The sequence below is a fragment of the Planococcus dechangensis genome, from assembly GCF_042654465.1.
Classification (GTDB): Bacteria; Bacillota; Bacilli; order Bacillales_A; family Planococcaceae; genus Planococcus; species Planococcus dechangensis.
The window spans coordinates 1-23663 of record NZ_JBHSGL010000007.1; the positions used below are offsets into that span (position 1 = coordinate 1).

Genomic DNA, 23663 nt, shown 5'->3' on the forward strand with positions numbered 1-23663 from the left:
GGTGGAAGCGTGGCGACACGTGCAGCTGACGAATACTAATCGATCGAGGACTTAACCATAGTTTGATTGCGTTTCACAATGTCGATTTATCCGGTTTTGAGCGAATAAGCTCAATAGGTCCAGTGACGATGGCAAAGAGGCCACACCCGTTCCCATCCCGAACACGGAAGTTAAGCTCTTTTGCGCCGATGGTAGTTGGGGGTCTCCCCCTGTGAGAGTAGGACGTCGCTGGGCACACAAAGAAAAGTCGTTACCGTTTATCGGTAGCGGCTTTTTTGTGTTGTTTTTGTAAACATGCAGGACGCCTTTTCGAAAGTCCGTTGCATTCGGTATAATGAATTATGAATAAAAATGTGAGGATGTAGGAGCTATGACGCAAAGACGTCCGATTGTGGATGCATTAGTGAAATTCCAAAAAAACTGCCCGACTTCGTTTCATGTCCCCGGCCATAAAAGCGGCTTGTTGTCCGAACTGCCGCAAGAAATGAAGTCTGCTCTTTTATATGACATGACTGAGTTGGAAGGGCTTGATGATTTGCACGCTCCGAAAGCTGCGATTAAGGAAGCCGAAAATTTACTTGCACATGCATACGGCGCCGATAAAAGTTATTTTCTTGTCAACGGCTCGACAGCAGGTAATTTGGCGATGATCCACGCTGCTTGTAAAGGCGGCGACCGGGTTATTGTACAACGCAATTCCCATCAATCTGTTTTTCATGCGCTGGAACTTGCGCAAGTAAATCCTGTCTATGTAGCACCCGAATGGGACGAAACCTCTAAAAGTGCTGCAGCGGTTTCGGTTTCTTCAGTAGCTTCGGCTTTAAAGGATTATCCAGATGTAAAGGCAGTTGTGTTGACGTATCCGAATTATTACGGAATGGGATCCACGGATCTGAAAGCAATTATTGAACTTTGCCATCAACAAAATATAGCAGTGTTGGTCGATGAAGCACATGGTGCCCACTTTATAGCGGGTGCGCCGTTTCCTTTAAGTGCTTTGGCATTGGGTGCCGATGCTGTTGTCCAGTCTGCTCATAAAACGTTGCCGGCGATGACGATGGGCTCGTACCTTCATGTACAAGGAAAGTTGTTGGATAAACAGGCAATCAGAAAGTATTTACGTATTTTTCAATCGAGCAGCCCTTCGTATCCAATTATGGCTTCTCTTGATGATGCACGATCCTATGTTCAAAACTATTCCGAGACTGATAAACACGCATTTCTTGAAAAACGCCGTCACTTTGTCTCCAGTTTAAAAAATATTTCTTTGCTGGAAGTGGTTGAATCTGATGATCCGCTGAAGTTATTGCTGAGAGTGAAAGAGCATGGCGGTTTTCAATTGAAAGAGGCGTTGGAAAAGATGGGGATCTATGCAGAGCTGGCAGATCCGTTTCAAGTGCTGTTGATTTTGCCGCTGATCAAGCGGGAACATGCATATCCATATGCTGAAATCTGCAGCAACATTGAAGAAGCGGTAAACAATGTACGTCGTCAAGACCATATAAAAATGAACTTTCAGACCCGTTCTAATCCGGTCACTGTCCCAGAGTTGCTGTTTCATGAAGTAGCAGCGGCGCCACGAGAATGGGTGCCTTATACACAAGCGGCTGGGCGAATTTCAGCTGCGATGGTCACTCCTTATCCACCCGGTATACCGCTTGTCATTGCAGGGGAGAAATGGTCTCTTGATATGGTGGAGGCATTGGAGGGTTATCTGGCATCGGGAGCCGAGATTCAGGGTGAGCACCTGTTAGCGCAAAAGATGGTCATGGTGACCCGCAGAGAGTAGAATAAACGTCCCGGTGGTATACAATAGCATATAGCAAAAGCGAGAGAGTGTGGGGGTATTCATATGGAACAAGAAAAATACGCAATCATTGATATTGGCTCAAACACCATCCGTTTGGTCATTTATACGCGCGACAAAAGCGGGCGCTTTTCAGAAAGTGAAAACGTCAAGGCAGTGGCCCGTCTGCGCAATTATTTAACGGATGATAATACGCTATCCGAGGAAGGAATCGGTGTATTGATCAATACGTTAACAAGTTTCCAGGAAGTCACACGCCATCACCAACTTCGGGCAATCAAATGCGTGGCGACAGCGGCTGTCCGCCAAGCGAGAAATCAAGAAGCCATCATCCAACGGGTTTCTGATGAAACGGATTTTACGATGCGCATTTTATCGGAATATGAAGAAGCCCATTACGGCTATTTGGCAGTGGTCAATTCGATGTCATATAAAAGCGGCATTACGGTGGATATCGGCGGGGGCAGTACGGAACTGACCTTATTCAAAGACCGTGAACTTGTCCATTTTCACAGTTTTCCATTCGGTGCATTGTCATTGAAAAAGCAATTTATCGAGGGAGATACGCCGAAAAACAGTGAACTGAAGGCACTGCGGGAGTTTCTCGAAAATCACTTCCTGACACTTGACTGGATTGAGGGGACGCAATTGCCGCTGATTGGAATCGGGGGCAGTGCGCGGAACTTGGCACAGATTCATCAGGAGAAAACCGATTATCCGCTTTCCGGTGTCCATGAGTACACGATGGAAAATGAAGAAGTCGAAGAGATAAATAAATGGTTGGTATCTATGGAGTTCGACGATTTGCAGCGCGTAGAAGGGCTGTCGCGCGATCGTGCTGATATCATCATCCCAGCAGTAGTAGTGTTCCATTGCCTCATGGGCTTGATTGATGCTGAGCTGTTTGCGTTGAGCCGAAAAGGGCTCCGGGACGGTGTGTTCTACGAAGAAATGACGAAAGATTTTGAGATGCCAGTGTTTCCGAATGTCATTGAAGAAAGCTTTTACGATTTAGCGATCGATTATGACATCAATTTGACGCATGCGATCCATGTCACCAACAGTTCGCTGATGATTGCGCGGGAATTGGAAAAACAAGGGCTTCTCGACATGACAGATAGAGATTACCAATGGGTCCGGCTTGGCAGCTCGATGTACAACCTCGGTTCGTATATCGATTCTGAATCGAGCAACCAGCATACCTTTTATTTATTGGCGAACCGTACCATCGACGGCCTGTTGCATAAAGAGCGCATTATTGTCGCGTTGCTTGCCTCCTATAAAAACAAGAATTTGTTCAAACGCAATGCGGCACTCTATGAAGACTGGTTTACGGAAGAGGAACAGGACAAATTCAACATCCTCGGAGCAGTCATCAAATTCGCCTATAGCTTGAATGCGACAAAACGCGATATTGTCGCAGACATTCAATTGAAATCCCAAAAAGAGCAACTTGTTTTCTCGATCAAGTGCCGTGAAGACTGGAAGCCCGAGCAATATCAAGTAGAGAAGCAGAAAAAACATTTGGAGAAATTGTTGAAAAAAGCCATTACCGTTGATTTCCATGAATAATACTTGAGGGGGAGTCTTCCCGTGGGAAAGAAAAAAGACGAAGCGATGCAGTTGAATAATCCTTCTTATTATAATAACCGTGAGCTCAGCTGGCTGGCATTCAACGAGCGGGTGCTGCAAGAAGCGCTCGACCCGCGCAATCCGCTGCTCGAAAAGCTCAAGTTCCTGGCGATTTTCAGTTCGAACTTGGATGAGTTTTTCATGGTGCGTGTAGCAGGGCTGCAAGACCAGGTGAAAGTGGGGTTTAATAAACCCGAGAATAAAGCTGGGATGACGCCGAAGCAGCAATTGCATGAAATCGCCTTGAAAAACCATCAATTGGTCAACTTGCAGTATGAAACACTACGTAAAGCACTGTACCCCAAGCTGCAAAAAGAAAGTGTCCATTTCCTGAAAGTCCGGGAACTGAGCGACTCGCAGCTTGAGTCGATGGAGAAGTATTTCGATGAGCATATTTTTCCGGTGCTGACCCCGATGGCGATCGATGCTTACCGGCCATTTCCGATGCTGTTGAATAAAAGCATCAATTTGGCAGTGGTGTTGGAGGATAAGACGAAAGAAGCAGATTCCGAACAGCATACGCGAACGGCGATCGTCCAATTGCCGGCGATGCTGGACCGGTTTGTGCAATTGCCGGAAAACGGCGGTTTGCACAAGTTGTTGTTGCTGGAAGACGTTATCGGCTTTTTTATCGGCAAGCTGTTTCACGGTTATGAAATCAAGTCGACGACCGCGTTCCGCATTACCCGCAATGCGGATATGACGATTCACGAAGAGGGTGCACGCGATCTGCTCAAGGAAATCGAGGAAGAGCTGAGGAAGCGCAAATGGGGGGCGGCGGTACGCCTGGAAGTACAGAAGGACGGCTTGGACCCCGGCATCCTGGATTATTTGATGGATGAACTGGAAGTGCACCCGAAAGATGTCTATGAAATTGACGGGTTTTTGGATTTGACGGTGTTTTTCAGTTTTTATAAAAAGATGGCGCCGTTATGGGAGCATCTGATTTATGAAGGAAAGGTCTCGCAATTGCCGGCCGGAATGGAAAACGGCAAAGCGATTTTTGCCAGAGTAGCTGAAGAAGATGTCTTTTTGCACCACCCTTACGAGTCGTTTGAGCCGGTTGTCGAGTTTATTTCAGAAGCCGCCGATGACCCGGATGTGTTGGCGATCAAGCAGACATTGTACCGTGTCAGCGGGGATTCACCGGTCATCAACGCGCTCAAAAGGGCGGCAGAAAATGGCAAGCAGGTAACGGTGCTGGTCGAATTGAAGGCGCGTTTTGACGAAGAAAACAATGTGCACTGGGCAAAGGAATTGGAAAAAGCAGGCTGCCACGTCATTTACGGCATGACTCATTTGAAAACACATAGCAAAATCACGCTGGTCGTCCGGAAAAGGCAAGGACGCATCGAGCGCTTTGTCCATCTCGGGACCGGCAATTACAATGATCAGACGGCAAAGATCTATACCGATATGAGTTTGTTTACGTCCCAAAAGGAAATTGGCATCGATGCGACGAATTTTTTCAACTATTTGAGCGGCTATACCGAACGGCCGGAGTTTCATTATTTATCGGTTGCGCCGTTTTCAATACGCGAAGACATCCTCCATTTGATCGATTCGGAAATCCGCTATGAAAAGAAATATGGCAATGGCCGGATCGTCGCGAAAATGAACTCCTTGACCGATAAAATCATCATCATGAAGCTTTACGAAGCATCGCGTGCCGGTGTCAAGATCGATCTGATCGTCCGTGGCATCTGTTGTTTGCGCCCGGGGATTCCGGGGATAAGCGACAATATCCGCGTACGCAGCATTGTCGGGCGATTGCTCGAACATAGCCGGGTCTACTCTTTCCATCAAAACGGCAAACAGAAAATCTATTTGTCTTCTGCGGATATGATGACGCGAAACTTGAACAACCGCATTGAAATCCTGTTTCCGTTACTCGACAAACGGATTAAAGCACAAGTCTGGGACATCCTCGACTTGGGTTTGAGAGACAATGTCAAAGCTCGCGAGCAGGACGAAGACGGCAATTACGGCTATATCCGGCGGCTGGAAGGCCAAGCCGTCATCGATAGCCAGATGGAATTGTATGAGCGCGCTTACCAAGTGGCGGAAGACGAGGAATAAGCGTCTTTGGACACCTGTAAAAAAGCTGCTGCTTACGGTATAGTGGAAAGAGTTTCAGTAAAAAGATCAGGAAAACAGGTGAGGATATGAGTTATTTTATAACGCTTGAAGGCGGCGAAGGATCCGGCAAGACGACAGTACTTGCGAAGTTGGCAGAACGATTGACGGCTAATGGGTTTGAAGTGGTGACCACGCGCGAGCCGGGCGGCATTGAAATTGCGGAGAAAATTCGCGAAGTCATACTGGACCGAGCGCATACGGCAATGGATGCGCGCACGGAAGCGCTGCTTTATGCAGCGGCGCGGCGACAGCATTTGGTGGAGCGGGTTCTGCCGGCGTTACAGCAAGGCAAAATCGTCTTGTGCGACCGCTTTGTCGATAGCAGCCTTGCGTATCAGGGACATGCACGAGGGCTTGGTATGGAAGATGTGCTATCTATCAATGAATTTGCCATTGAAGGCCATATGCCCGATTTGACTTTGTATTTTGATGTCAATCCGAAAACGGGCCTTGCGCGTATCGACCTTGACCAAGGGCGGGAATTCAATCGACTGGACGAAGAGTCTCTGGCATTTCATTATAAAGTGCGGGAAGGCTACTTGTTATTGCTTGGCCGCTACACAGAACGGATGCAGCTGATCAACGCAGAAAATGAACTGGATGAAGTAGCCGGAGATGCAATTGATGCACTAGAGCGCTTTTTGGCTGAAAAACAATAAGATGAATGCAAGCAGCCCTGCTGGTTCAGGGCTGTTTTTTTATGCGATGGAACAAATTTGCTTGTGTGCATATTGTCATGAATTTTTCGCATCGCTATAGGAAAGTTATGACGAGACGTTCTCTGTTCGTGTTATACTAATAGACAAGAAGCAAACAAAAAAGGAGTGAGTGCTGATGAAACTCGTCGTTGCAGTAGTACAGGATCAAGACAGTAACCGTTTATCCAATGCGTTGACGAAAAATGATTTTCGGGCTACCAAACTTGCCAGCACGGGAGGGTTTTTGCGCTCAGGGAATACCACCTTTTTGATCGGTGTCGATGATAGCCGTGTCCCGAAATTGATGGATTTGATCCGCGACAACTGCCGCGCACGCGAGCAGATGGTGGCGCCGGTTTCCCCGATGGGCGGAAATGCGGATTCGTATATACCGTATCCGGTCGAAGTGGAAGTGGGTGGCGCGACGATTTTCGTCTTGCCGATCGAACAATTCCAGCAATTTTAAACAACCAGCACTCGTCAATCGGCAGCTATTGTTTCGTCCGCACTACCCGTGATCCATCTGGAACACGGGATTTTTTGCAAAGTTTGAAGGTGGAATTATGCACAAAGCGATAGAAGAATTACAGGCCATGCAACCCGTCGTAATCAAACGGATGCAAGGGGCTTATGCGAAAGACCGATTGGCCCATGCCTATTTACTCGAAGGGCCATCGGGGTCTGGGAAAAAAGAATTGACGCATTTCTTTGTCAAATTATTATTATGCGAAGCACCGAACGACAATGTTCCATGTGAAACATGCCGCAGCTGCAAACTGTATGACAGTGGCAATCACCCGAATATTTTATTTATAGAACCGGACGGCCAGAACATCAAAATCGACCAGATCCGCGAGTTGATTTACACGATGAATAAAACCGCGCTCAATAGCGGACGCAAAATCTACGTGATTGAGCAGGCAGACCGGATGAATAATTCTTCTGCCAACGCTTTGCTGAAGTTTTTGGAAGAACCGGAAGCGAATGTCACGGCGATTTTGTTGACGGAACGCTTGAATGCCATCGTCAGCACCATCCGTTCGCGCTGTCAGCTGCTGTCATTCCAGCCGCTGTCACGGCCGAAGCTGATGGAGCGTCTGATGGCAGATGGCATGACGGGTTCGATGGCGGCGACGGTCAGCATGCTGACGCAAAGCGAGCAGGAAGCCAAGCGAATGAGTGAAGAAGAGCAGTTTGCCGAAGAACGTAAACTGGTGCTGAAGCTGGTGGAGACGGTCGGCAGCAATGTGCATGAGGCATTACTTTTGATCCAATCTGACTGGCTGCCCTTGTTCAAAGAGAAAGAAGATGCCGAAAGAGGGCTCGACATGTTATTATTTGCATATCGGGACATCGCGACAGTGAAAGCGGGTCTTGAAACTGCACGCACATATCCGGACATGGAAGAAACTTGGAAGCAGATGGCGCTTCAACGTTCGTTCGATGTATTGTCTAGGCAGCTGCAGGCAGTGCTACAAGCCAAACAGCAATTGCCGCGCAATATGAACCGGACACTGTTGATGGAGCAATTAATGCTGAATCTGCAGGAGGGGTAAACAATTGTATAAAGTAATAGGAGTCCGCTTCAAGAAAGCGGGTAAAATATATTATTTCGATCCAGGCGAAGCTGTGATCGAAAAAGACGATTATGTCATTGTGGAAACAGCGCGCGGCGTAGAGTATGGAAAAGTGGTCGTGCCTGTAAAAGAAGTTGGCGAGAACGATGTTGTTCTGCCGCTTAAGCAAGTGGTAAGGGTCGCAACCGAACGCGACCGCCTGCAAGTGGAAGAAAACCGTTCGGAAGCGGAACGCGCCTTTGAAGTCGGAACAGAAAAAATTGAATCGCACCGCCTTGATATGAAGCTTGTTGAAGTGGAATATACATTTGACCGCAATAAAGTCATTTTCTATTTCACAGCTGAAGGCCGCGTCGATTTTCGCAATTTGGTGAAAGATTTGGCGTCGATTTTCCGCACGCGCATTGAATTGCGCCAAATTGGAGTACGCGATGAGGCGAAAATGCTCGGCGGCATCGGGCCATGTGGACGTATGCTTTGCTGTTCCACGTTCCTCGGTGATTTCGAACCGGTGTCGATCAAGATGGCAAAAGACCAGAACCTGTCATTGAATCCGTCGAAAATCTCAGGGTTATGCGGCCGCTTGATGTGCTGCCTGAAATACGAGAACGACGAATACGAACAAGCGAAAAAAGAAATGCCGGACGTTGGCGCACGCGTCGAGACACCAGATGGCAATGGCCGCGTCGTCAGTTTGAACTTGCTCGAACGGGTATTGAAAATCCGCCTGTCAGAACAAGAGCAGACGCTGGAATATACATTGGATGAAATTATGAACCAGGGAACGAGAGCGTGAGGTGGTTTCAGTGAAGGATAAGAATTTTTTGGATACGGTCATGGATTTCGAACAGCAATTGGAATCGATGCAGGAACAGTTCCGCGACTTGAAAGTGGTCGTGGCGCGGACGATGGAAGAACATCACGCGCTGCAATTGGAAAATCACCATTTGCGTGCGCGCCTCGATGAACTGAACGCAAAAGTGCCGGAGCCTGAAAAAGTCGATCCGGTCAAATTGAAAAAAGCCGTCATGGACATCGGCGAAGGCTACGACAACTTGGCACGCCTGTATCACGAAGGCTACCACGTCTGCAACGTCCATTTCGGCAGCTCCCGAAAAGGCGACGACTGCCTGTTTTGTTTATCGTTCCTGAACAAGCAGAATTAATGAAGAAAAGCGGAAGCAGCCGAATGGAAGCTAAGCTAAGTGCGCGACGTCCTGTCGCCCTCCGACAGGCATAAGACAAGTTCCCGAAGCGGCGCTTTTTGCCGCACAGGGAAATGGGCTTATGTCCCGAGGAGCTAGGCGTTCGAGCTAGATAACAAGAAAAGCCGAAACGGCCGTTCTGGCTCGACAGGGTGAACGGCTTATGACCCGAAAGCCAGGCCGTTGAGGCTAGACATAAAGAAAAGCGGGAGCGCCGATAAAGCGTCATAGGCGTTCCCATAAATTAAAACCAACAGGCTTCCGACACTCCGTGTGGCGGCAGCCTTTTATTATGGCAGGAGTGAACGAGATGTTAACAGATGATGAACGGTTGGATTATTTATTGGCGGAGAATTTGCGCATTATTCAAAGTCCGTCGGTATTTTCATTTTCTTTGGATGCGGTGCTGTTGGCGCGCTTTGCAAATGTGCCGAAAAAGCGCGGAAAAATCGTGGATTTGTGTACCGGCAACGGGGCGATTCCACTGTTTTTGAGCGCCCGTACCGAATCACAAATCATCGGCGTCGAACTGCAGCCGCGGCTGGCGGGAATGGCGCGGCGCAGCGTGGAATTTAATGAGCTCGACTCGCAGATCGACATTGTCGAAGGGGATGTGAAAGACATCCCGACGCAACTCGGTTACGAGAAATTCGATGCGGTGACATGCAACCCGCCATATTTTCAGGCTCATGTTCGGAGCGACAAAAACTTGAGTGAGCATATGGCGATTGCACGCCATGAGCTGCATTTGACTTTGGATGAAGCGGTTCGTTCGGCGAGCCAATTATTGAAGCAAGGCGGCAAAGCGGCGTTTGTCCATCGTGCGGGCCGCTTGATCGATATCATGGCAGCAATGCGAGCCAATCGCTTAGAGCCGAAACGCATTCGGCTTGTTTATCCGAAAGCCGGCAAAGACGCGAATACCTTATTGATCGAAGCCATTAAAGATGGCAAGCCCGACTTGAAGGTGTTGCCGCCGCTCGTGGTCTACGGAAACGATGGCGAATATACCGAAGAAGTGCGAGGCTTGTTGTATGGAAGCGAACAGTGAGCATTATTTCTACGTACTCGAATGTGGGGACGGTTCGTATTATGCGGGCTATACGAATGATTTGCTGAAGCGCTTGGCCAAGCATGAAAGCGGGAAAGGTGCCAAGTATACGCGTTCGCGCGGCCCGCTAGAATTGCTCTATTCTGAGCAGTTTGGCACCAAGCCTGAAGCGATGAGGGCTGAATATGCCTTTAAGCAATTGAGCAAGGCGGACAAAATCGCCTATATCCGGAACAGAAAGGCGGAACGAACATGAAATCACAAAAAAGCTTCAGCGGCGAACAGCCGACGCTTTATTTGGTCGCGACGCCGATCGGCAATTTAGAAGACATCACAGTCCGTGCGTTGCGGTTGTTAAAAGAAGTGGACGTCATTGCGGCGGAAGATACACGCAATACACGAAAGCTATGCAATTATTTTTCCATTGAGACGCGCCTGGTCAGCTATCATGAGCATAACCAGGAAAGCGGCGGCGAGAAGATTTTGGGTTATTTGGCAGAGGGCAAATCGGTGGCGCTGGTTAGCGATGCCGGCATGCCGTGCATTTCCGATCCTGGGGAAGACATTGTCAAAAAAGCGGTGGGAGCCGGGTATCCGGTCGTGCCGATTCCAGGTGCAAATGCAGCCCTTAGCGCATTGATTGCATCCGGCATTACGCCGCAGCCATTCTTGTTTTACGGATTTCTATCGCGCAATAAGAAAGCGCGCCTTACTGAGCTCGTAACATTGAGCCAAAAACAAGAAACGCTGCTATTTTACGAGGCACCGCACCGCTTGAAAGACAGTTTGAAAAGCTTGATGTCGGTGTTTGGCGGAGCGCGGCGGGTGGTGTTGGCGAGGGAAATTACGAAGAAGTTTGAAGAGTTTCTGCGCGGTACGCTAGAAGAGGCGGTCGCTTGGGCGGAGTCGAACGATATCCGGGGCGAGTTTTGCCTAGTGGTAGAAGGCAATTTGGAGCCAGATGAGCTAGAAGTGGATGAATGGTGGAAAGAACTGACATACGAAGAGCACGTAAATCGTTTGATGAGTGAAAAGAAATTGTCATCAAAAGAGGCGATCAAAGAAGTGTCGATCGTGCGCGGCATTCCGAAGCGGGAAGTTTACCAAGCCTTCCATCAGGAGTAAAGCAAGCCAAAAAAGACAAAAAAAAGCCGGTGTGCATAAGCACTCCGGTTTTATTATTTCTTCAAATTGCCTTGGATTTCTTTTACCAGCAACTCGGCGCCTTCAGGGCTGAGGATCAATTTCCCGCCAACCAATTGCATGTTTTCATCCGAAACTTCTCCAGTTACGGCACATGTCATATTAGGCATATACTTTTTCAAGATAATTTTGTCGTCGTCGACGTAAATCTCCAATGCGTCTTTCTCTGCAATTCCAAGCGTACGACGCAATTCAATCGGAATAACTACGCGGCCCAATTCGTCTACTTTACGCACAATACCAGTTGATTTCATAATCATTAACCCCTTTCAATGTTAGCGGTAGAATTCGTCAAAATTCGACATTTACCACTTCTTGTCATAAATCATACCAAGTAATGTCAATTAGGTCAATAAAAAACTATGGATTTCATAATAAATTTTGGGTTTTCGAGGAAAATATCCATTTTTTCGTTGTTTTTTTGCCATCTAATTTCCGGTGCTTCTATTTTTGGGAGTATTCCCCAACTCTTGTTCGGTGGAGCGGATCTCCGGAAGGAAATATTGTACAAAATTCACGACTTCGTTAAAATGAAGTATATACAAAATGAACTGGAGGAATTTTTCGTGACTGCCAACAACAAGACATTTTACCTGACTACGCCGATTTATTACCCGAGCGGAAAATTCCATATTGGGACAGCTTACACGACCGTCGCTTCCGATGCGATGGCGCGCTACAAACGCCTGCGCGGCTTCGATGTCCGTTTTTTGACGGGCATGGATGAACACGGCCAAAAGATTGAAGAAAAAGCCCGCGAGGCCAGCCAAGAACCACAAGCTTATGTAGACGACATGGCAGAAGCAGCGAAAAAAGTCTGGGAAGTCATGGACATCAGCTATGATGACTTTATCCGCACAACGGAAGTCCGCCATAAACAGGGCGTCGAAAAGATTTTCCAGACATTCCTCGACAATGGAGATATTTACAAAGGCGAGTACGAGGGCTGGTATTGCACGCCGTGCGAGTCGTTTTATACAGAAGCTCAGCTTGAAGACGGCAATTGCCCGGATTGCGGACGCCCAGTCCATAAAGTGAAGGAAGAATCGTATTTCTTCAATATGAAAAAATATGCGGACCGCCTGCTTGATTATTACGACAAGCATGTCGAATTTATCGAGCCGGAATCGCGCAAAAATGAAATGGTCAATAACTTTATCAAGCCGGGCCTCGAGGACTTGTCCGTGTCCCGCACGTCCTTCGACTGGGGCATTCCGGTTCCTGGAGATCCGAAGCATGTCATCTATGTATGGGTCGATGCTTTGTCGAACTATATCACTTCACTCGGATACGGTTCGGATGACGAGTCCGATTTCAATAAATATTGGCCGGCGGATGTGCATGTTGTCGGCAAAGACATCGTGCGCTTCCATACTATCTATTGGCCAATCTTCCTCATGGCACTGGATCTGCCATTGCCGAAAAAAGTATTCGCACATGGTTTCATCATGATGAAGGATGGCAAGATGTCCAAATCGAAAGGCAATGTCGTCTATCCAGAAATGCTCGTGGAGCGTTACGGGCTGGATGCAGCGCGTTATTTCCTATTGCGCGAGCTGCCATTCGGTTCAGACGGCGTGTTCTCGCCGGAATCCTTTGTCGAACGGACGAACTATGATTTGGCGAACGACCTCGGGAATTTATTGAACCGCACCGTCTCGATGATCAATAAATACTTTGATGGCGCAGTGCCGCAAGTCGACGGCTTCAAGACCGATTTCGATGAAACTTTGCAGACGATCGCGAAAAAAACCGTCGCCGTTTACGAAGAGCATATGGAAAAGATGCAGTTCAGTCTTGTGTTGAGCGAAGTATGGGCATTGATTTCCCGCACAAACAAATACATCGACGAAACGCAGCCATGGGTGTTGGCAAAAGATGAAAGCGACCGGACGCAACTTGCTTCGGTCATGGCACATCTAGCCGAGAGCTTGCGCATGACAGCCGTTATGCTGCAGCCGTTCTTGCCGAATGCACCGAAACAAATCATTGAACAGCTCGGTTTAACCCCTGAGTTTTTGGAATGGCACACACTTGAATCATTCGGTGCGATTCCTGCCGGTACGTCGGTCGCAGCAAAAGGCACACCGATTTTCCCGCGCCTTGAAGTCGAGCCGGAAGTGGCGTATATCCGCGAACAAATGCGTGGCCCCGTCGCTCCCGAAGCGGAAGTTCAAGCACCAAGCGTCCCGGAAAAGCCGGACGTCCCGGAAATCACCATCGACCAATTCATGCAAGTGGACTTGCGCGTGGCAACGGTGACGGCGTGTGAGCCGGTAAAGAAAACGGATAAACTGTTGAAGCTTCAAGTCGATATGGGCTATGAAGAGCGCCAAGTCGTCTCCGGCATTGCAGAACATTATAAGCCGGAAGAACTCATCGGGCGAAAAGTCATCATCGTCGCCAACTTGAAGCCGGTGAAATTGCGCGGCGAATTGTCACAAGGGATGATTCTTGCCGGACAGCAGGATGGTTACTTGACCATCGCCTCTGTGGACCAGAAATTACCGAACGGCACGAAAGTTAAGTAAATGTTCACGTGACAGCCTACTCAGTCGAGTAGGCTGTTTTTTTGCATTCAAGGACTTATAGACTAGCGAAAGTGCCTTTCTAAGTGAAATGTCTTTGAATCATCATGTTTTGTAATCCAAATGTAATATTGCTGTGAAGAAAGAAATGACAGCAACCCTTACAATGGAATCTATGTGAAGGAGACTGATGAAGATGTATATCGATACCCATGTTCATTTAAACGCCGATCAATACGACGAGGATTTGCAAGACGTCATCGATCGCGCATTAAAAAGCAAGGTGGAGAAAATGGTCGTCATCGGTTTTGACCGGAAAACGATCACCCGTGCCATTGATTTGGCCGAACGCTACGATTTCATTTATGCGGTCGTCGGCTGGCATCCTGTTGATGCAGTCGATTGCACGACCGAAGATCTCGAGTGGATCGAACAACTGGCTGCCCACAAGAAAGTGGTCGGCATCGGTGAAACAGGTCTTGATTATTACTGGGACAAATCGCCGAAAGACATTCAACAAGACATATTCCGCAAACAAATACAGCTCGCCAAACGCGTCAACTTGCCAATCATCATCCATAACCGGGAAGCGACAGAAGATGTGCTAAACATTCTCCGCGAAGAAGATGCACAGCAAGTGGGCGGCGTCATGCATTGCTTCGGCGGCAGCGTCGAGACAGCACGCGAGAGCATCGATATGAATTTCATGATTTCACTTGGCGGCCCGGTGACGTTCAAAAATGCCAAAAAGCCGAAACAAGTGGCGGCTGAGATTCCGTTGGAGCATTTGATGATCGAGACGGATGCGCCGTATCTTGCGCCGCATCCTTACCGCGGCAAACGCAACGAACCGTCCTACGTACCGCTTGTAGCAGAAGAGATTGCCCGCTTAAAAGAGCTGCCTGTCGAAGCGGTGGCAGAGGCAACAACGAAAAACGCAGAGCGCTTTTATAAGTTTTCATAAATGCAGCTTAATTGAAAATACTAGCCATTGACGTAAATGATTCAGAAACATGTAGCTGTACAAGGAGGAGTTATTTTTGACGAAGCAAGCCAATACCACAAATTCCACTAAAACATTCACAGGCAAATCGGTGGCCGTCAGCATTGCGACGGTCTTGTTATTTGCAGCAGTTCTCGCGTTCGCGATCTTTGAAGGAACGAAAAACACGGTGACCATCACTGCAAACGGCGAAACAGAAGAAATCCGCACGCACGCTAAAACCGTCGCAGATGTTCTTGAAGAGCAAGCGATCGAAGTCGGACAAGATGACTTTTTGAGCCATTCAACTGATACGGCGATTGAAGAAGACGTTGCCATCGAATGGGATGAAGCAGAACAATACACAGTCACAGTTGACGGCGAAGCCCGTTCGGCTTGGACGACTGAAAACACGGTTTCGGCTATTTTGGATAAAGCGGAAGTAGAAGTGACGAAGCATGACAAAGTAAGCCCGGCACTTGATGAGACGGTCGACGAGACAACGGTCATCGATGTTGAAAAAGCATACGAAGTAACGATTGTTGATGGCGGAAAAGACAAGAAAGTCTGGTCCACTTCGACTACGGTCGCTGACTTTTTAAAACAGCACAAAGTAGAGGTAGGCAAACTCGATCGCGTGGAAAAGGACATGGATGAACTCGTTCTGCCAAACACGAAAGTCGAAGTCGTGCGCGTAAAAAAAGTCACCGATGTAGTGGAAGACGCTGTGAAATACGCGGTGGAAACGAAGAAAGACGCTTCTCTTTTGAAGGGCAGCGAAAAGCTCGTTCAAAAAGGACAGAACGGATTGGTTAAGAAAACCTACGAAGTTGTGACTGAAAACGGCAAAGAAGTAAAACGCGAATTGACGAAAGAAAAAGTCGTCAAAGAACCGAAAAAACAAATCACTGCTGTCGGAACGAAAACAGTGGTAGCGAGCGTATCACGCGGTGCGGCGAAAAAAGAAACAGCAGCGCCTGTTAAGCAAGCAACTAGTGAAAAAGCGAAAACAGCAGCAGCACCAGCGAAACAGGCTGTTGTGAAGACAGCTTCCAAGCCTGCCGAAAAAGCTCCAGCACAAGCAGCAGCAAAAGCGCCAGAGAAAACGCAAGCTGCTCCGCAGCCAGCGAAAAAAGAAGCGCCTTCTGAACCGACAGGCGGCAAAGAGTTCTACGTATCCGCAACAGCATATACGGCTAGTTGCACAGGTTGCTCCGGCATCACAGCGACTGGTATCAACTTGAAAGCCAATCCTGGACTGAAAGTGATCGCAGTAGACCCGAGCGTCATCCCACTTGGTTCTAAAGTTTGGGTGGAAGGCTACGGAAACGCAATCGCTGGCGATACAGGCGGCGCCATCAAAGGCAATAAAATCGATTTGTTCATGGCGAACCGTGCCGATGCGATTGCATTCGGGCGCCAGCAAGTAAAAATCAAAGTATTAAACTAAGCGTTATTATAATAGAAGAAAAAGCTTTCCCTTCATATTGGGGAAAGCTTTTTACATGTTTGCCGCAAGCGCGGTAAGATGGATAGTATGCGCAGAAACGAGGGAACTGAAGATGAACATGAATATAAAAGAAGTGATCGTGGTCGAAGGGAAAGACGACACCGTCGCCATCAAGCGGGCGGTTGGGGCAGACACCATCGAGACGAATGGTTCAGCGATTTCAAAAGACACACTGCGCCGTATCTTGCATGCACAAGAAAAGCGCGGCGTCATCGTCTTTACCGATCCCGATTATCCGGGCCGGAGAATTCGTGCTATTATTGAAGAGCATGTGCCGCATGCCAAGCACGCCTTTTTGCCGAAAGAAAAAACGATCGCTAAAAACGGCAAAGGCGTCGGTATCGAGCATGCCAGCGATGCTGACATCCGCGCGGCATTAACGGCCGTCTATACACCGCTAACGGAAGTACGAGCGGTGGAGATCACATTAGAGGACTTGATCGACGCCAAGCTGATCGCTCACCCATCCGCGAAAGCCCGCAGAACCGTACTCGGTGAAACGCTCAATATCGGCTATACGAACGGTAAGCAGCTACACAAGCGTTTGCATATGTTCGGCATTACCAAGCAGCAATTTATCCAAGCGGTGCAAGCGTTAACCCAGGAGGACAGAAGAATATGACCAAAGATATAGCAACACCGATTCGTACACAAGAAATCATGGCAAGACATGGCTTGACCTTCAAGAAAAGCCTAGGCCAAAACTTTTTAATCGACCCGAACATTTTGCGTAAAATCGTTTCCCAGGCAGGTTTGACGAAACAATCAGCAGCTATTGAAATCGGCCCTGGCATCGGGGCATTGACCGAGCATTTGGCGCGTGACGCGGGCAAAGTATTGGCGTTTGAAATCGACCAGCGGCTCCTGCCGGTGCTTGAAGATACCTTGTCACCTTATGACAACGTCAAAGTGATTCATTCCGATATTTTAAAAGCGGATGTTGAACGTGCGATCCGTGAAGAATTGGCGGGTTTCGACGATATTATGGTCGTCGCCAACTTACCATACTATGTAACGACGCCAATCATTTTGAAATTATTGCTCGAAAAGCTGCCGATTCGCGGTTTGGTCGTCATGCTGCAAAAAGAAGTGGCTGAGCGTATCACGGCCAAACCTGGAACAAAAGCATACGGTTCTTTGTCGATTGCTATACAGTATTATACTCAAGCCGAGTTCGCCATGACGGTGCCGAAAGCTGTGTTCATGCCGCAGCCGAACGTCGATTCTGCAGTCATCCGCATGATCAAGCGGACAGAACCGATCGTCAACGTCATCGACGAAGACTTTTTCTTCACCGTGACACGCGGTTCGTTTGTCCAGCGGCGCAAAACCATTTTGAACAATCTGCAAAGCGCATTGCCGGATGGAAAAGCCAAAAAAGAGCTCATTCTCGAAGCGTTGGAACAAGCTGGCATCGACCCAGCGCGGCGCGGCGAAACGCTCAGTATCAAGGAATTCGGCTTGTTGGCTGATAAATTATATCCTCATTTCAAACGCGAACCAAAACTGTAACAGTTTTGGCACAGTTTGATTCGGAAGTAGAATATTTCGAATAAAAAAATGTTGCAATTGTTGTGAAGCGCTGTTAAAATTTAAAATTTGATTGACTCCAAGGGTGTTTTATGCTAGACTTTAGACTATAGTGAGGTGTAGACAAAATGCCCAAAACTTTGGCGGAGATTAAAAAGTCATTAGACCTGCATTTAGGGAAAAGGTTGCTGTTAAAAGCAAACGGAGGTCGCAAGAAGACGGTCGAACGTGCCGGAATTCTGCGTGAAACCTATCACTCCGTGTTCGTGATTGAACTAGATCAAGATGAACATGCATTTGAACGCGTTTCGTACAGCTACGCGGACATCTTAACTGAAGCAGTGGAAATCACTGTCTATGAAGGAACAGAAGACGCATTAGTCGTTAAATAATTGAACTTTTTTATACTTATTGTATAGCCCGCTTTCGGTGAATATGCCGCAAGCGGGTTTTTTCTGCCGTTCACGTTCTTCCGAAAGCTTGCGACTGTGTTAAAATAGTTTTCATTAGAACAGAAAAGGAGGCAGTGGAATGCTCTATGTAAAAGCACCTGCCAAAATCAATTTGACGCTTGATGTGCTGTATAAGCGTCCGGACAATTACCACGAAATCGAAATGATCATGACCACCGTCGACTTGGCGGACCGGATTGGCTTGCAAGGAACAGCAAAAGGCATACATATCCAGTCGGCGGACCGATTTGTTCCGAACGACTCGCGCAATTTAGCGTACCAGGCAGCACAATTGATCAAAGATACATTCAACATCAGCACTGGCGTCATCATTTCGCTTGATAAACAAATTCCGGTCGCCGCTGGACTTGCCGGCGGCAGCAGTGATGCAGCAGCGACATTGAAAGGGCTCAACCAGTTATGGCAATTGAATTTATCGCTCGATGAATTGGCGGAACTGGGCGCCAAAATCGGCTCCGACGTGTCGTTTTGCGTTTACGGAGGAACGGCGCTTGCTACAGGGCGCGGGGAGGTTATCAAAGAATTGCCGGCTCCACCGCATTGTTGGGTGATCCTCGCGAAGCCGTCGATCGGTGTTTCTACAGCCGACGTCTATGGAGCGTTCGACCCGGAAAAAGCAGCTCATCCCAACACACAAGCGATGATCGATGCTTTGCATGCAGGAGACTACGATGCCATGTGTACAAATCTCGGAAATGCCTTGGAAAGCGTGACGATGAACATGCACCCCGATGTCGGGCAGATTAAAGAACATATGATTAAATTCGGCGCTGACGCCGTTCTGATGAGCGGCAGCGGCCCGACCGTCTTCGGTTTAGTCAACCAGGAAGCGCGCATTCCGCGCATCTACAATGGCCTGCGCGGCTTTTGTTCAGAAGTTTATGCTGTGCGTTTGCTTGGCGACCGGGAGCCTCTTGCCTAAAGACGTATATTTATGGTAAGTTTTCATTATAATATTCGTGTTTAGGAGAGGGTAGTAGTGAAATGGAAGCGCAGTGAACGCTTGGTCGACATGACGCATTATTTATTGGAGCATCCGCATCAATTGATTCCATTGACATATTTTTCAGATCTGTACCAATCGGCAAAGTCTTCAATCAGCGAGGACCTTGGGATTGTCAAAGAAACCTTCGAAGAAAAAGGGATAGGGTTGCTGAAGACAGTGCCTGGGGCTTCGGGTGGTGTGAAATACGTGCCTAAACTTCGGGATGCAGAAGTGCGCCAAGTCATGGAAGAATTGATTGCCGAGCTGAGCCAGTCTGACCGGCTCTTGCCTGGAGGGTATTTGTATATGACCGATGTGCTCGGCAATCCGCAAATGATGAACCGTGTCGGCAAAGTGTTCGCCAGTGCGTTTGCGGGGGAAAAAATTGATGCTATCATGACGGTGGCGACGAAGGGCATTCCGATTGCCCACGCGATTGCGCGTCATTTGAATGTGCCGGTGGTCATCGTCCGGCGCGACAGCAAAGTGACGGAGGGCTCGACTGTCAGCATCAATTACGTGTCGGGCTCCACACGGCGGATCCAGACGATGGTGTTGTCGAAACGCAGCATGAAGAGCGGCCAGCGCGTCCTCATCACCGACGACTTTATGAAAGTCGGCGGCACGATGAACGGCATGAAAAATTTGTTGGAAGAATTCGATTGTACGCTTGCTGGCGTAGCCGTGCTCGTTGAATCAGAGCATCAGGATGAAATGCTCGTCGAAAAATATTTATCGCTCGTCAAACTGGCGCAAGTCAGCGAAAAAGACCGGACCATCGCATTGAAGGCCGGAAACTATTTTGAAGAGGGAGGAAACTAATATGAAATACGTAGCGACAGACAAAGCAGCTGCGGCGATCGGGCCGTACTCACAAGGTGTTATTTCCGGGGAAATGTTTTATAGTTCCGGACAGATTCCACTGAAACCGGACGGAGAGCTCGCACAAGGCGGCATTGCCGAACAAACGCATCAAGTGTTCGCCAATTTGCAGGCAGTCTTAGAAGAAGCAGGATCGTCTTTGGCACAGGTCATTAAAACAACGGTGTTTATCAAAGATATGAATGATTTCGCCGAACTCAATTCCATCTATGCTTCTTATTTCGGCGATCACAAACCGGCCCGCTCGACAGTCGAAGTGGCGCGCCTGCCAAAAGATGTGAAAGTAGAAATTGAAGTCATTGCAAAAGTATCATAATTAAACCACCTTTTTAGGTGGTTTTTGTTTATTTTCCATATATTAAGTAAATTTTCTAATAAATTATGTAATTTTTGAAGGAATTTAGTCCTCACTCCCGAATACAAGATAACAGGGCCAAAAATTTACAGCTGGAGAAGGGGAGATTTAAGAATGGAAGTAACTGATGTAAGGTTGCGTCGCGTCCAGACCGATGGACGTATGCGTGCGATCGCCTCAATCACACTTGATAATGAATTTGTTGTTCACGACATCCGCGTCATCGATGGCAATGACGGGCTATTTGTCGCAATGCCGAGTAAACGGACGCCGGACGGAGAATTCCGTGATATTGCGCATCCAATCAATTCCGGTACGCGCAATAAATTGCAAGAAGCCGTGCTTATTGCTTACGGACAAAGTGAAGAGCAGGCTATTCTCGAAAATGCCGGCATCTGATCAGCCTGAAGAACCTTCCAATTAATAGAAGGTTCTTTTTTTATGGCGATCTATATATAGAGCTGCAGCTTTTTTTACGTGCGGCTAGCACAAGATGTAAAAAAGCGCTGAATAGCGCTCGTTTCGGGCTTTGTCATGGGATTGTCATGCTCTGAAACCTTGAAAAACAAGGGTTTTTCAGCTATAGTCAATAAGGAAACAAGAAAGTGGCATTTTTTTGTCTTGCACAAATAATACCTTTCCTAGATAACTAAAAAAATGAGTAGAAATGGAGGGATTCGACCGATGGACCATACATATGCGGTAATTCTCGCGGCCGGACAAGGAACGCGGATGAAATCGAAACTATACAAGGTGCTGCACCCCGTATGCGGCATGCCGATGGTAGAACACGTCACAGGAAACATCCAGCAGCTTGGAGTGGAAAAAATCGTGACGATTGTCGGCCACGGAGCAGAAAAAGTGAAAGACCAGCTCGGCAACATGAGTGAATATGCACTCCAGGAAGAACAGCTCGGTACAGCCCATGCCGTGCAGCAAGCGGCACCACTGATCGAAGGCAAGGCGGGGACGACATTGGTCGTCTGCGGCGACACGCCATTGATTCGCGCGGAAACCATGCAAGCGCTGATTGACCATCACAAGGAAACTGGCGCAAAAGCAACGATTTTGACAGCGATTGCAGAAGAGCCGACCGGTTATGGCCGCATTATCCGCAGTACCGCGGGAAGCGTAGAGAAGATTGTCGAACAAAAAGACGCGTCGGCAGCAGAACAGCAAGTTAAAGAAATCAACACGGGAACCTATTGCTTTGATAACGAAGCCTTATTTGAAGCCTTGAAAAATGTCTCTAACGATAATGTCCAAGGCGAATATTATTTGCCGGATGTCATTGAGATTTTACAAAAACAAGGTGAAATCGTCGCGGCGCATGCCACTGACAGCTTCGAGGAAACGCTCGGCGTCAATGACCGCGTGGCACTCAGCCAAGCGGAAACTTTCTTGCGCCGCCGCATCGCTGAACAGCATATGCGCGCTGGCGTATCGATCATCGACCCGGCGACAGCGTATATTAGCGCACAGGCGAAAATCGGGGCCGATACCATCATCCACCCGAATGTCACCATCGAAGGCGAGACGGTTATCGGGGAAGACTGCGTCATCACGTCGAATACGCGCATTGTCGCTAGCATGATCGGCGACCGCACGGAAATCCGCAGCTCCGAAGTATACGACAGCACAATCGGCAACGATACGGCTGTCGGGCCATTCGCTCATATCCGCCCGCAATCCGCGCTAGGCAATGAAGTGAAGATCGGCAATTTCGTGGAAGTGAAAAAAGCCGAGCTCGGTACAGGCAGTAAAGTGTCTCATTTAAGCTATATCGGGGATGCTGTAGTCGGAAGCGGCGTCAATATCGGCTGTGGCACGATCACGGTGAACTACGACGGCAAAAACAAGCACCTCACGACAATTGAAGACGATTCATTCATCGGCTGCAATTCCAACTTGATCGCACCGGTGACCATCGGCAAAGGTTCTTATGTAGCAGCAGGTTCGACCATCTCGAAAGATGTTCCTGATGACGCATTGGCAATTGCCAGAGCGCGCCAAGAAAATAAAGAAGGCTACGCAAGTAAACTAAACCGCAAATAATAGGAGGGTTCCCCCCAATGGGCATTCAAAATACTAACTCGAAGTTGAAAATCTTCTCGCTAAATTCGAACAAAGAACTAGCGGCGGAAATTGCAGAACAAATCGGCATGCCGCTTGGCAAAAGTTCGGTTACGCATTTCAGCGATGGCGAAATCCAGATTAATATCGAAGAAAGCATTCGCGGCTGCGACGTCTTCATCGTTCAGTCGACTTCACAGCCAGTCAACGAAAACTTGATGGAACTATTGATCATGATCGATGCGGTGAAACGTGCATCTGCGCGCACTGTCAACGTTGTTATGCCTTACTACGGCTACGCTCGCCAAGACCGCAAAGCGCGTTCACGTGAACCGATCACAGCGAAACTCGTGGCGAACTTGCTTGAGACAGCAGGCGCAACGCGTGTCATCGTCTTGGATCTTCATGCACCGCAAATTCAAGGATTCTTTGATATTTTGATTGACCATTTGGTAGCTGTCCCACTCCTATCCGATCACTTCCTGAACGATGCCAATATCGACCTTGAGAATGCCATCATTGTATCGCCGGACCACGGCGGCGTAACGCGTGCACGCAAAATGGCGGATCGCTTGAAAGCGCCGATCGCCATCATCGACAAACGCCGCCCGCGCCCGAACGTCGCGGAAGTGATGAATATTGTCGGGAACGTCGAAGGCAAAACAGCCATCATCATCGATGACATCATCGATACAGCTGGAACCATTTCCATCGCGGCCAGCGCATTGATCGAAAGCGGCGCAAAAGAAGTGTATGCATGCTGTACACACCCTGTCTTGTCCGGCCCTGCCGTTCAGCGCATCAACGACTCTGTCATCAAGGAATTGATTGTGACGAACTCGATTGCACTGGCAGATGAGAAGAAAATCAGCAAGATCAAGCAATTGACTGTCGCACCGCTATTGGCGGAAACGATCATCCGTGTCCACGAACAGAAATCCGTTAGCACACTGTTTGATTGATTTTCAGCTTCGAATCTCGAGCCTTGTAGGTTTAGTAACATTGTAAACAGGGTAGTTATAGTTTATGCTTA

At 48.2% G+C, this 23663-nt stretch carries 24 protein-coding genes and 1 rRNA gene; 24 read left to right on the forward strand and 1 reads right to left on the reverse strand.

Going from position 1 to position 23663, the window contains the following annotated elements; translation table 11 throughout:
* Positions 1-118 precede the first annotated feature (118 nt).
* The 12 genes from rrf to rsmI all read left to right on the forward strand — a co-directional run bounded on the left by rrf (position 119) and on the right by rsmI (position 11234).
* Positions 119-234, forward strand: a 5S ribosomal RNA gene (gene rrf / locus ACFO5U_RS13145).
* A 157-nt stretch (positions 235-391) separates the two neighbouring features.
* Positions 392-1789, forward strand: a complete 1398-nt coding sequence (locus ACFO5U_RS13150; RefSeq protein WP_377279572.1) for an aminotransferase class I/II-fold pyridoxal phosphate-dependent enzyme — start codon at positions 392-394, stop codon at positions 1787-1789.
* Between the two features lie 63 nt (positions 1790-1852).
* A complete protein-coding gene (gene ppx, locus ACFO5U_RS13155) occupies positions 1853-3379 on the forward strand; it encodes an exopolyphosphatase (RefSeq protein WP_377279573.1) in 1527 nt (508 codons plus the stop codon).
* A 21-nt stretch (positions 3380-3400) separates the two neighbouring features.
* Positions 3401-5518, forward strand: coding sequence for an RNA degradosome polyphosphate kinase (locus ACFO5U_RS13160; RefSeq protein WP_377279574.1), 2118 nt, complete (start codon positions 3401-3403; stop codon positions 5516-5518).
* Between the two features lie 86 nt (positions 5519-5604).
* Positions 5605-6237: a dTMP kinase gene (gene tmk, locus ACFO5U_RS13165; RefSeq protein ID WP_377279575.1), complete on the forward strand. Its 633-nt coding sequence runs from the start codon at positions 5605-5607 to the stop codon at positions 6235-6237.
* A 175-nt stretch (positions 6238-6412) separates the two neighbouring features.
* Entirely contained in the window at positions 6413-6742 is a 330-nt protein-coding gene (locus ACFO5U_RS13170; protein ID WP_058382245.1) for a cyclic-di-AMP receptor, read from the forward strand.
* 97 nt (positions 6743-6839) lie between these two features.
* Complete coding sequence (gene holB / locus ACFO5U_RS13175; protein ID WP_377279576.1) at positions 6840-7832, forward strand: DNA polymerase III subunit delta'; 993 nt, start codon at positions 6840-6842, stop codon at positions 7830-7832.
* A 4-nt stretch (positions 7833-7836) separates the two neighbouring features.
* A complete protein-coding gene (locus ACFO5U_RS13180; RefSeq protein WP_215108718.1) occupies positions 7837-8649 on the forward strand; it encodes a PSP1 domain-containing protein in 813 nt (270 codons plus the stop codon).
* 10 nt (positions 8650-8659) lie between these two features.
* Complete coding sequence (gene yabA / locus ACFO5U_RS13185; protein ID WP_215108720.1) at positions 8660-9019, forward strand: DNA replication initiation control protein YabA; 360 nt, start codon at positions 8660-8662, stop codon at positions 9017-9019.
* Positions 9020-9368: 349 nt separating this feature from the next.
* Entirely contained in the window at positions 9369-10109 is a 741-nt protein-coding gene (locus ACFO5U_RS13190) for a tRNA1(Val) (adenine(37)-N6)-methyltransferase (RefSeq protein WP_377279577.1), read from the forward strand.
* The gene (locus tag ACFO5U_RS13195) at positions 10093-10365 is read left to right on the forward strand and encodes a GIY-YIG nuclease family protein (RefSeq protein WP_377279578.1); all 273 of its coding nucleotides are present in this window, start codon (positions 10093-10095) and stop codon (positions 10363-10365) included. Before ACFO5U_RS13190 ends, ACFO5U_RS13195 begins: the two co-directional genes overlap by 17 nt.
* Positions 10362-11234 carry a 16S rRNA (cytidine(1402)-2'-O)-methyltransferase gene (gene rsmI / locus ACFO5U_RS13200; protein WP_377279579.1) on the forward strand — a complete coding sequence of 291 codons (873 nt, stop codon included), beginning with the start codon at positions 10362-10364 and terminating at the stop codon, positions 11232-11234. The genes ACFO5U_RS13195 and rsmI overlap by 4 nt, the downstream gene beginning before the upstream one ends.
* Before the next feature lie 53 nt (positions 11235-11287).
* On the opposite strand, the gene ACFO5U_RS13205 is transcribed toward rsmI, so the two are convergent.
* Positions 11288-11566 carry an AbrB/MazE/SpoVT family DNA-binding domain-containing protein gene (locus ACFO5U_RS13205; RefSeq protein ID WP_377279580.1) on the reverse strand — a complete coding sequence of 93 codons (279 nt, stop codon included), beginning with the start codon at positions 11564-11566 and terminating at the stop codon, positions 11288-11290.
* A 276-nt stretch (positions 11567-11842) separates the two neighbouring features.
* Between ACFO5U_RS13205 and metG the strand changes: the two genes are divergently transcribed.
* The 12 genes from metG to ACFO5U_RS13265 all read left to right on the forward strand — a co-directional run bounded on the left by metG (position 11843) and on the right by ACFO5U_RS13265 (position 23592).
* A complete protein-coding gene (gene metG / locus ACFO5U_RS13210) occupies positions 11843-13843 on the forward strand; it encodes a methionine--tRNA ligase (protein ID WP_377279581.1) in 2001 nt (666 codons plus the stop codon).
* 193 nt (positions 13844-14036) lie between these two features.
* Positions 14037-14804 (forward strand): TatD family hydrolase, encoded by a 768-nt coding sequence (locus ACFO5U_RS13215; RefSeq protein ID WP_377279582.1) that lies wholly within the window; start codon positions 14037-14039, stop codon positions 14802-14804.
* A 76-nt stretch (positions 14805-14880) separates the two neighbouring features.
* Entirely contained in the window at positions 14881-16272 is a 1392-nt protein-coding gene (locus tag ACFO5U_RS13220) for a ubiquitin-like domain-containing protein (protein WP_377279583.1), read from the forward strand.
* A 118-nt stretch (positions 16273-16390) separates the two neighbouring features.
* Positions 16391-16954, forward strand: coding sequence for a ribonuclease M5 (gene rnmV / locus ACFO5U_RS13225; RefSeq protein ID WP_377279613.1), 564 nt, complete (start codon positions 16391-16393; stop codon positions 16952-16954).
* Entirely contained in the window at positions 16951-17844 is an 894-nt protein-coding gene (rsmA, locus tag ACFO5U_RS13230; protein ID WP_377279584.1) for a 16S rRNA (adenine(1518)-N(6)/adenine(1519)-N(6))-dimethyltransferase RsmA, read from the forward strand. Before rnmV ends, rsmA begins: the two co-directional genes overlap by 4 nt.
* Positions 17845-17990: 146 nt before the next feature.
* Entirely contained in the window at positions 17991-18254 is a 264-nt protein-coding gene (veg, locus tag ACFO5U_RS13235) for a biofilm formation stimulator Veg (protein ID WP_215108734.1), read from the forward strand.
* 139 nt (positions 18255-18393) lie between these two features.
* The gene (gene ispE, locus ACFO5U_RS13240; protein ID WP_377279585.1) at positions 18394-19257 is read left to right on the forward strand and encodes a 4-(cytidine 5'-diphospho)-2-C-methyl-D-erythritol kinase; all 864 of its coding nucleotides are present in this window, start codon (positions 18394-18396) and stop codon (positions 19255-19257) included.
* Positions 19258-19314: 57 nt separating this feature from the next.
* A complete protein-coding gene (purR, locus tag ACFO5U_RS13245; protein WP_377279586.1) occupies positions 19315-20142 on the forward strand; it encodes a pur operon repressor in 828 nt (275 codons plus the stop codon).
* 1 nt (position 20143) lies between these two features.
* Positions 20144-20518 (forward strand): RidA family protein, encoded by a 375-nt coding sequence (locus ACFO5U_RS13250; protein ID WP_377279587.1) that lies wholly within the window; start codon positions 20144-20146, stop codon positions 20516-20518.
* Between the two features lie 153 nt (positions 20519-20671).
* Entirely contained in the window at positions 20672-20956 is a 285-nt protein-coding gene (gene spoVG, locus ACFO5U_RS13255; RefSeq protein WP_377279588.1) for a septation regulator SpoVG, read from the forward strand.
* Between the two features lie 285 nt (positions 20957-21241).
* Positions 21242-22612, forward strand: a complete 1371-nt coding sequence (gene glmU, locus ACFO5U_RS13260; protein WP_377279589.1) for a bifunctional UDP-N-acetylglucosamine diphosphorylase/glucosamine-1-phosphate N-acetyltransferase GlmU — start codon at positions 21242-21244, stop codon at positions 22610-22612.
* Positions 22613-22629: 17 nt separating this feature from the next.
* Positions 22630-23592, forward strand: a complete 963-nt coding sequence (locus tag ACFO5U_RS13265; RefSeq protein ID WP_377279590.1) for a ribose-phosphate diphosphokinase — start codon at positions 22630-22632, stop codon at positions 23590-23592.
* Positions 23593-23663: the final 71 nt, after the last annotated feature.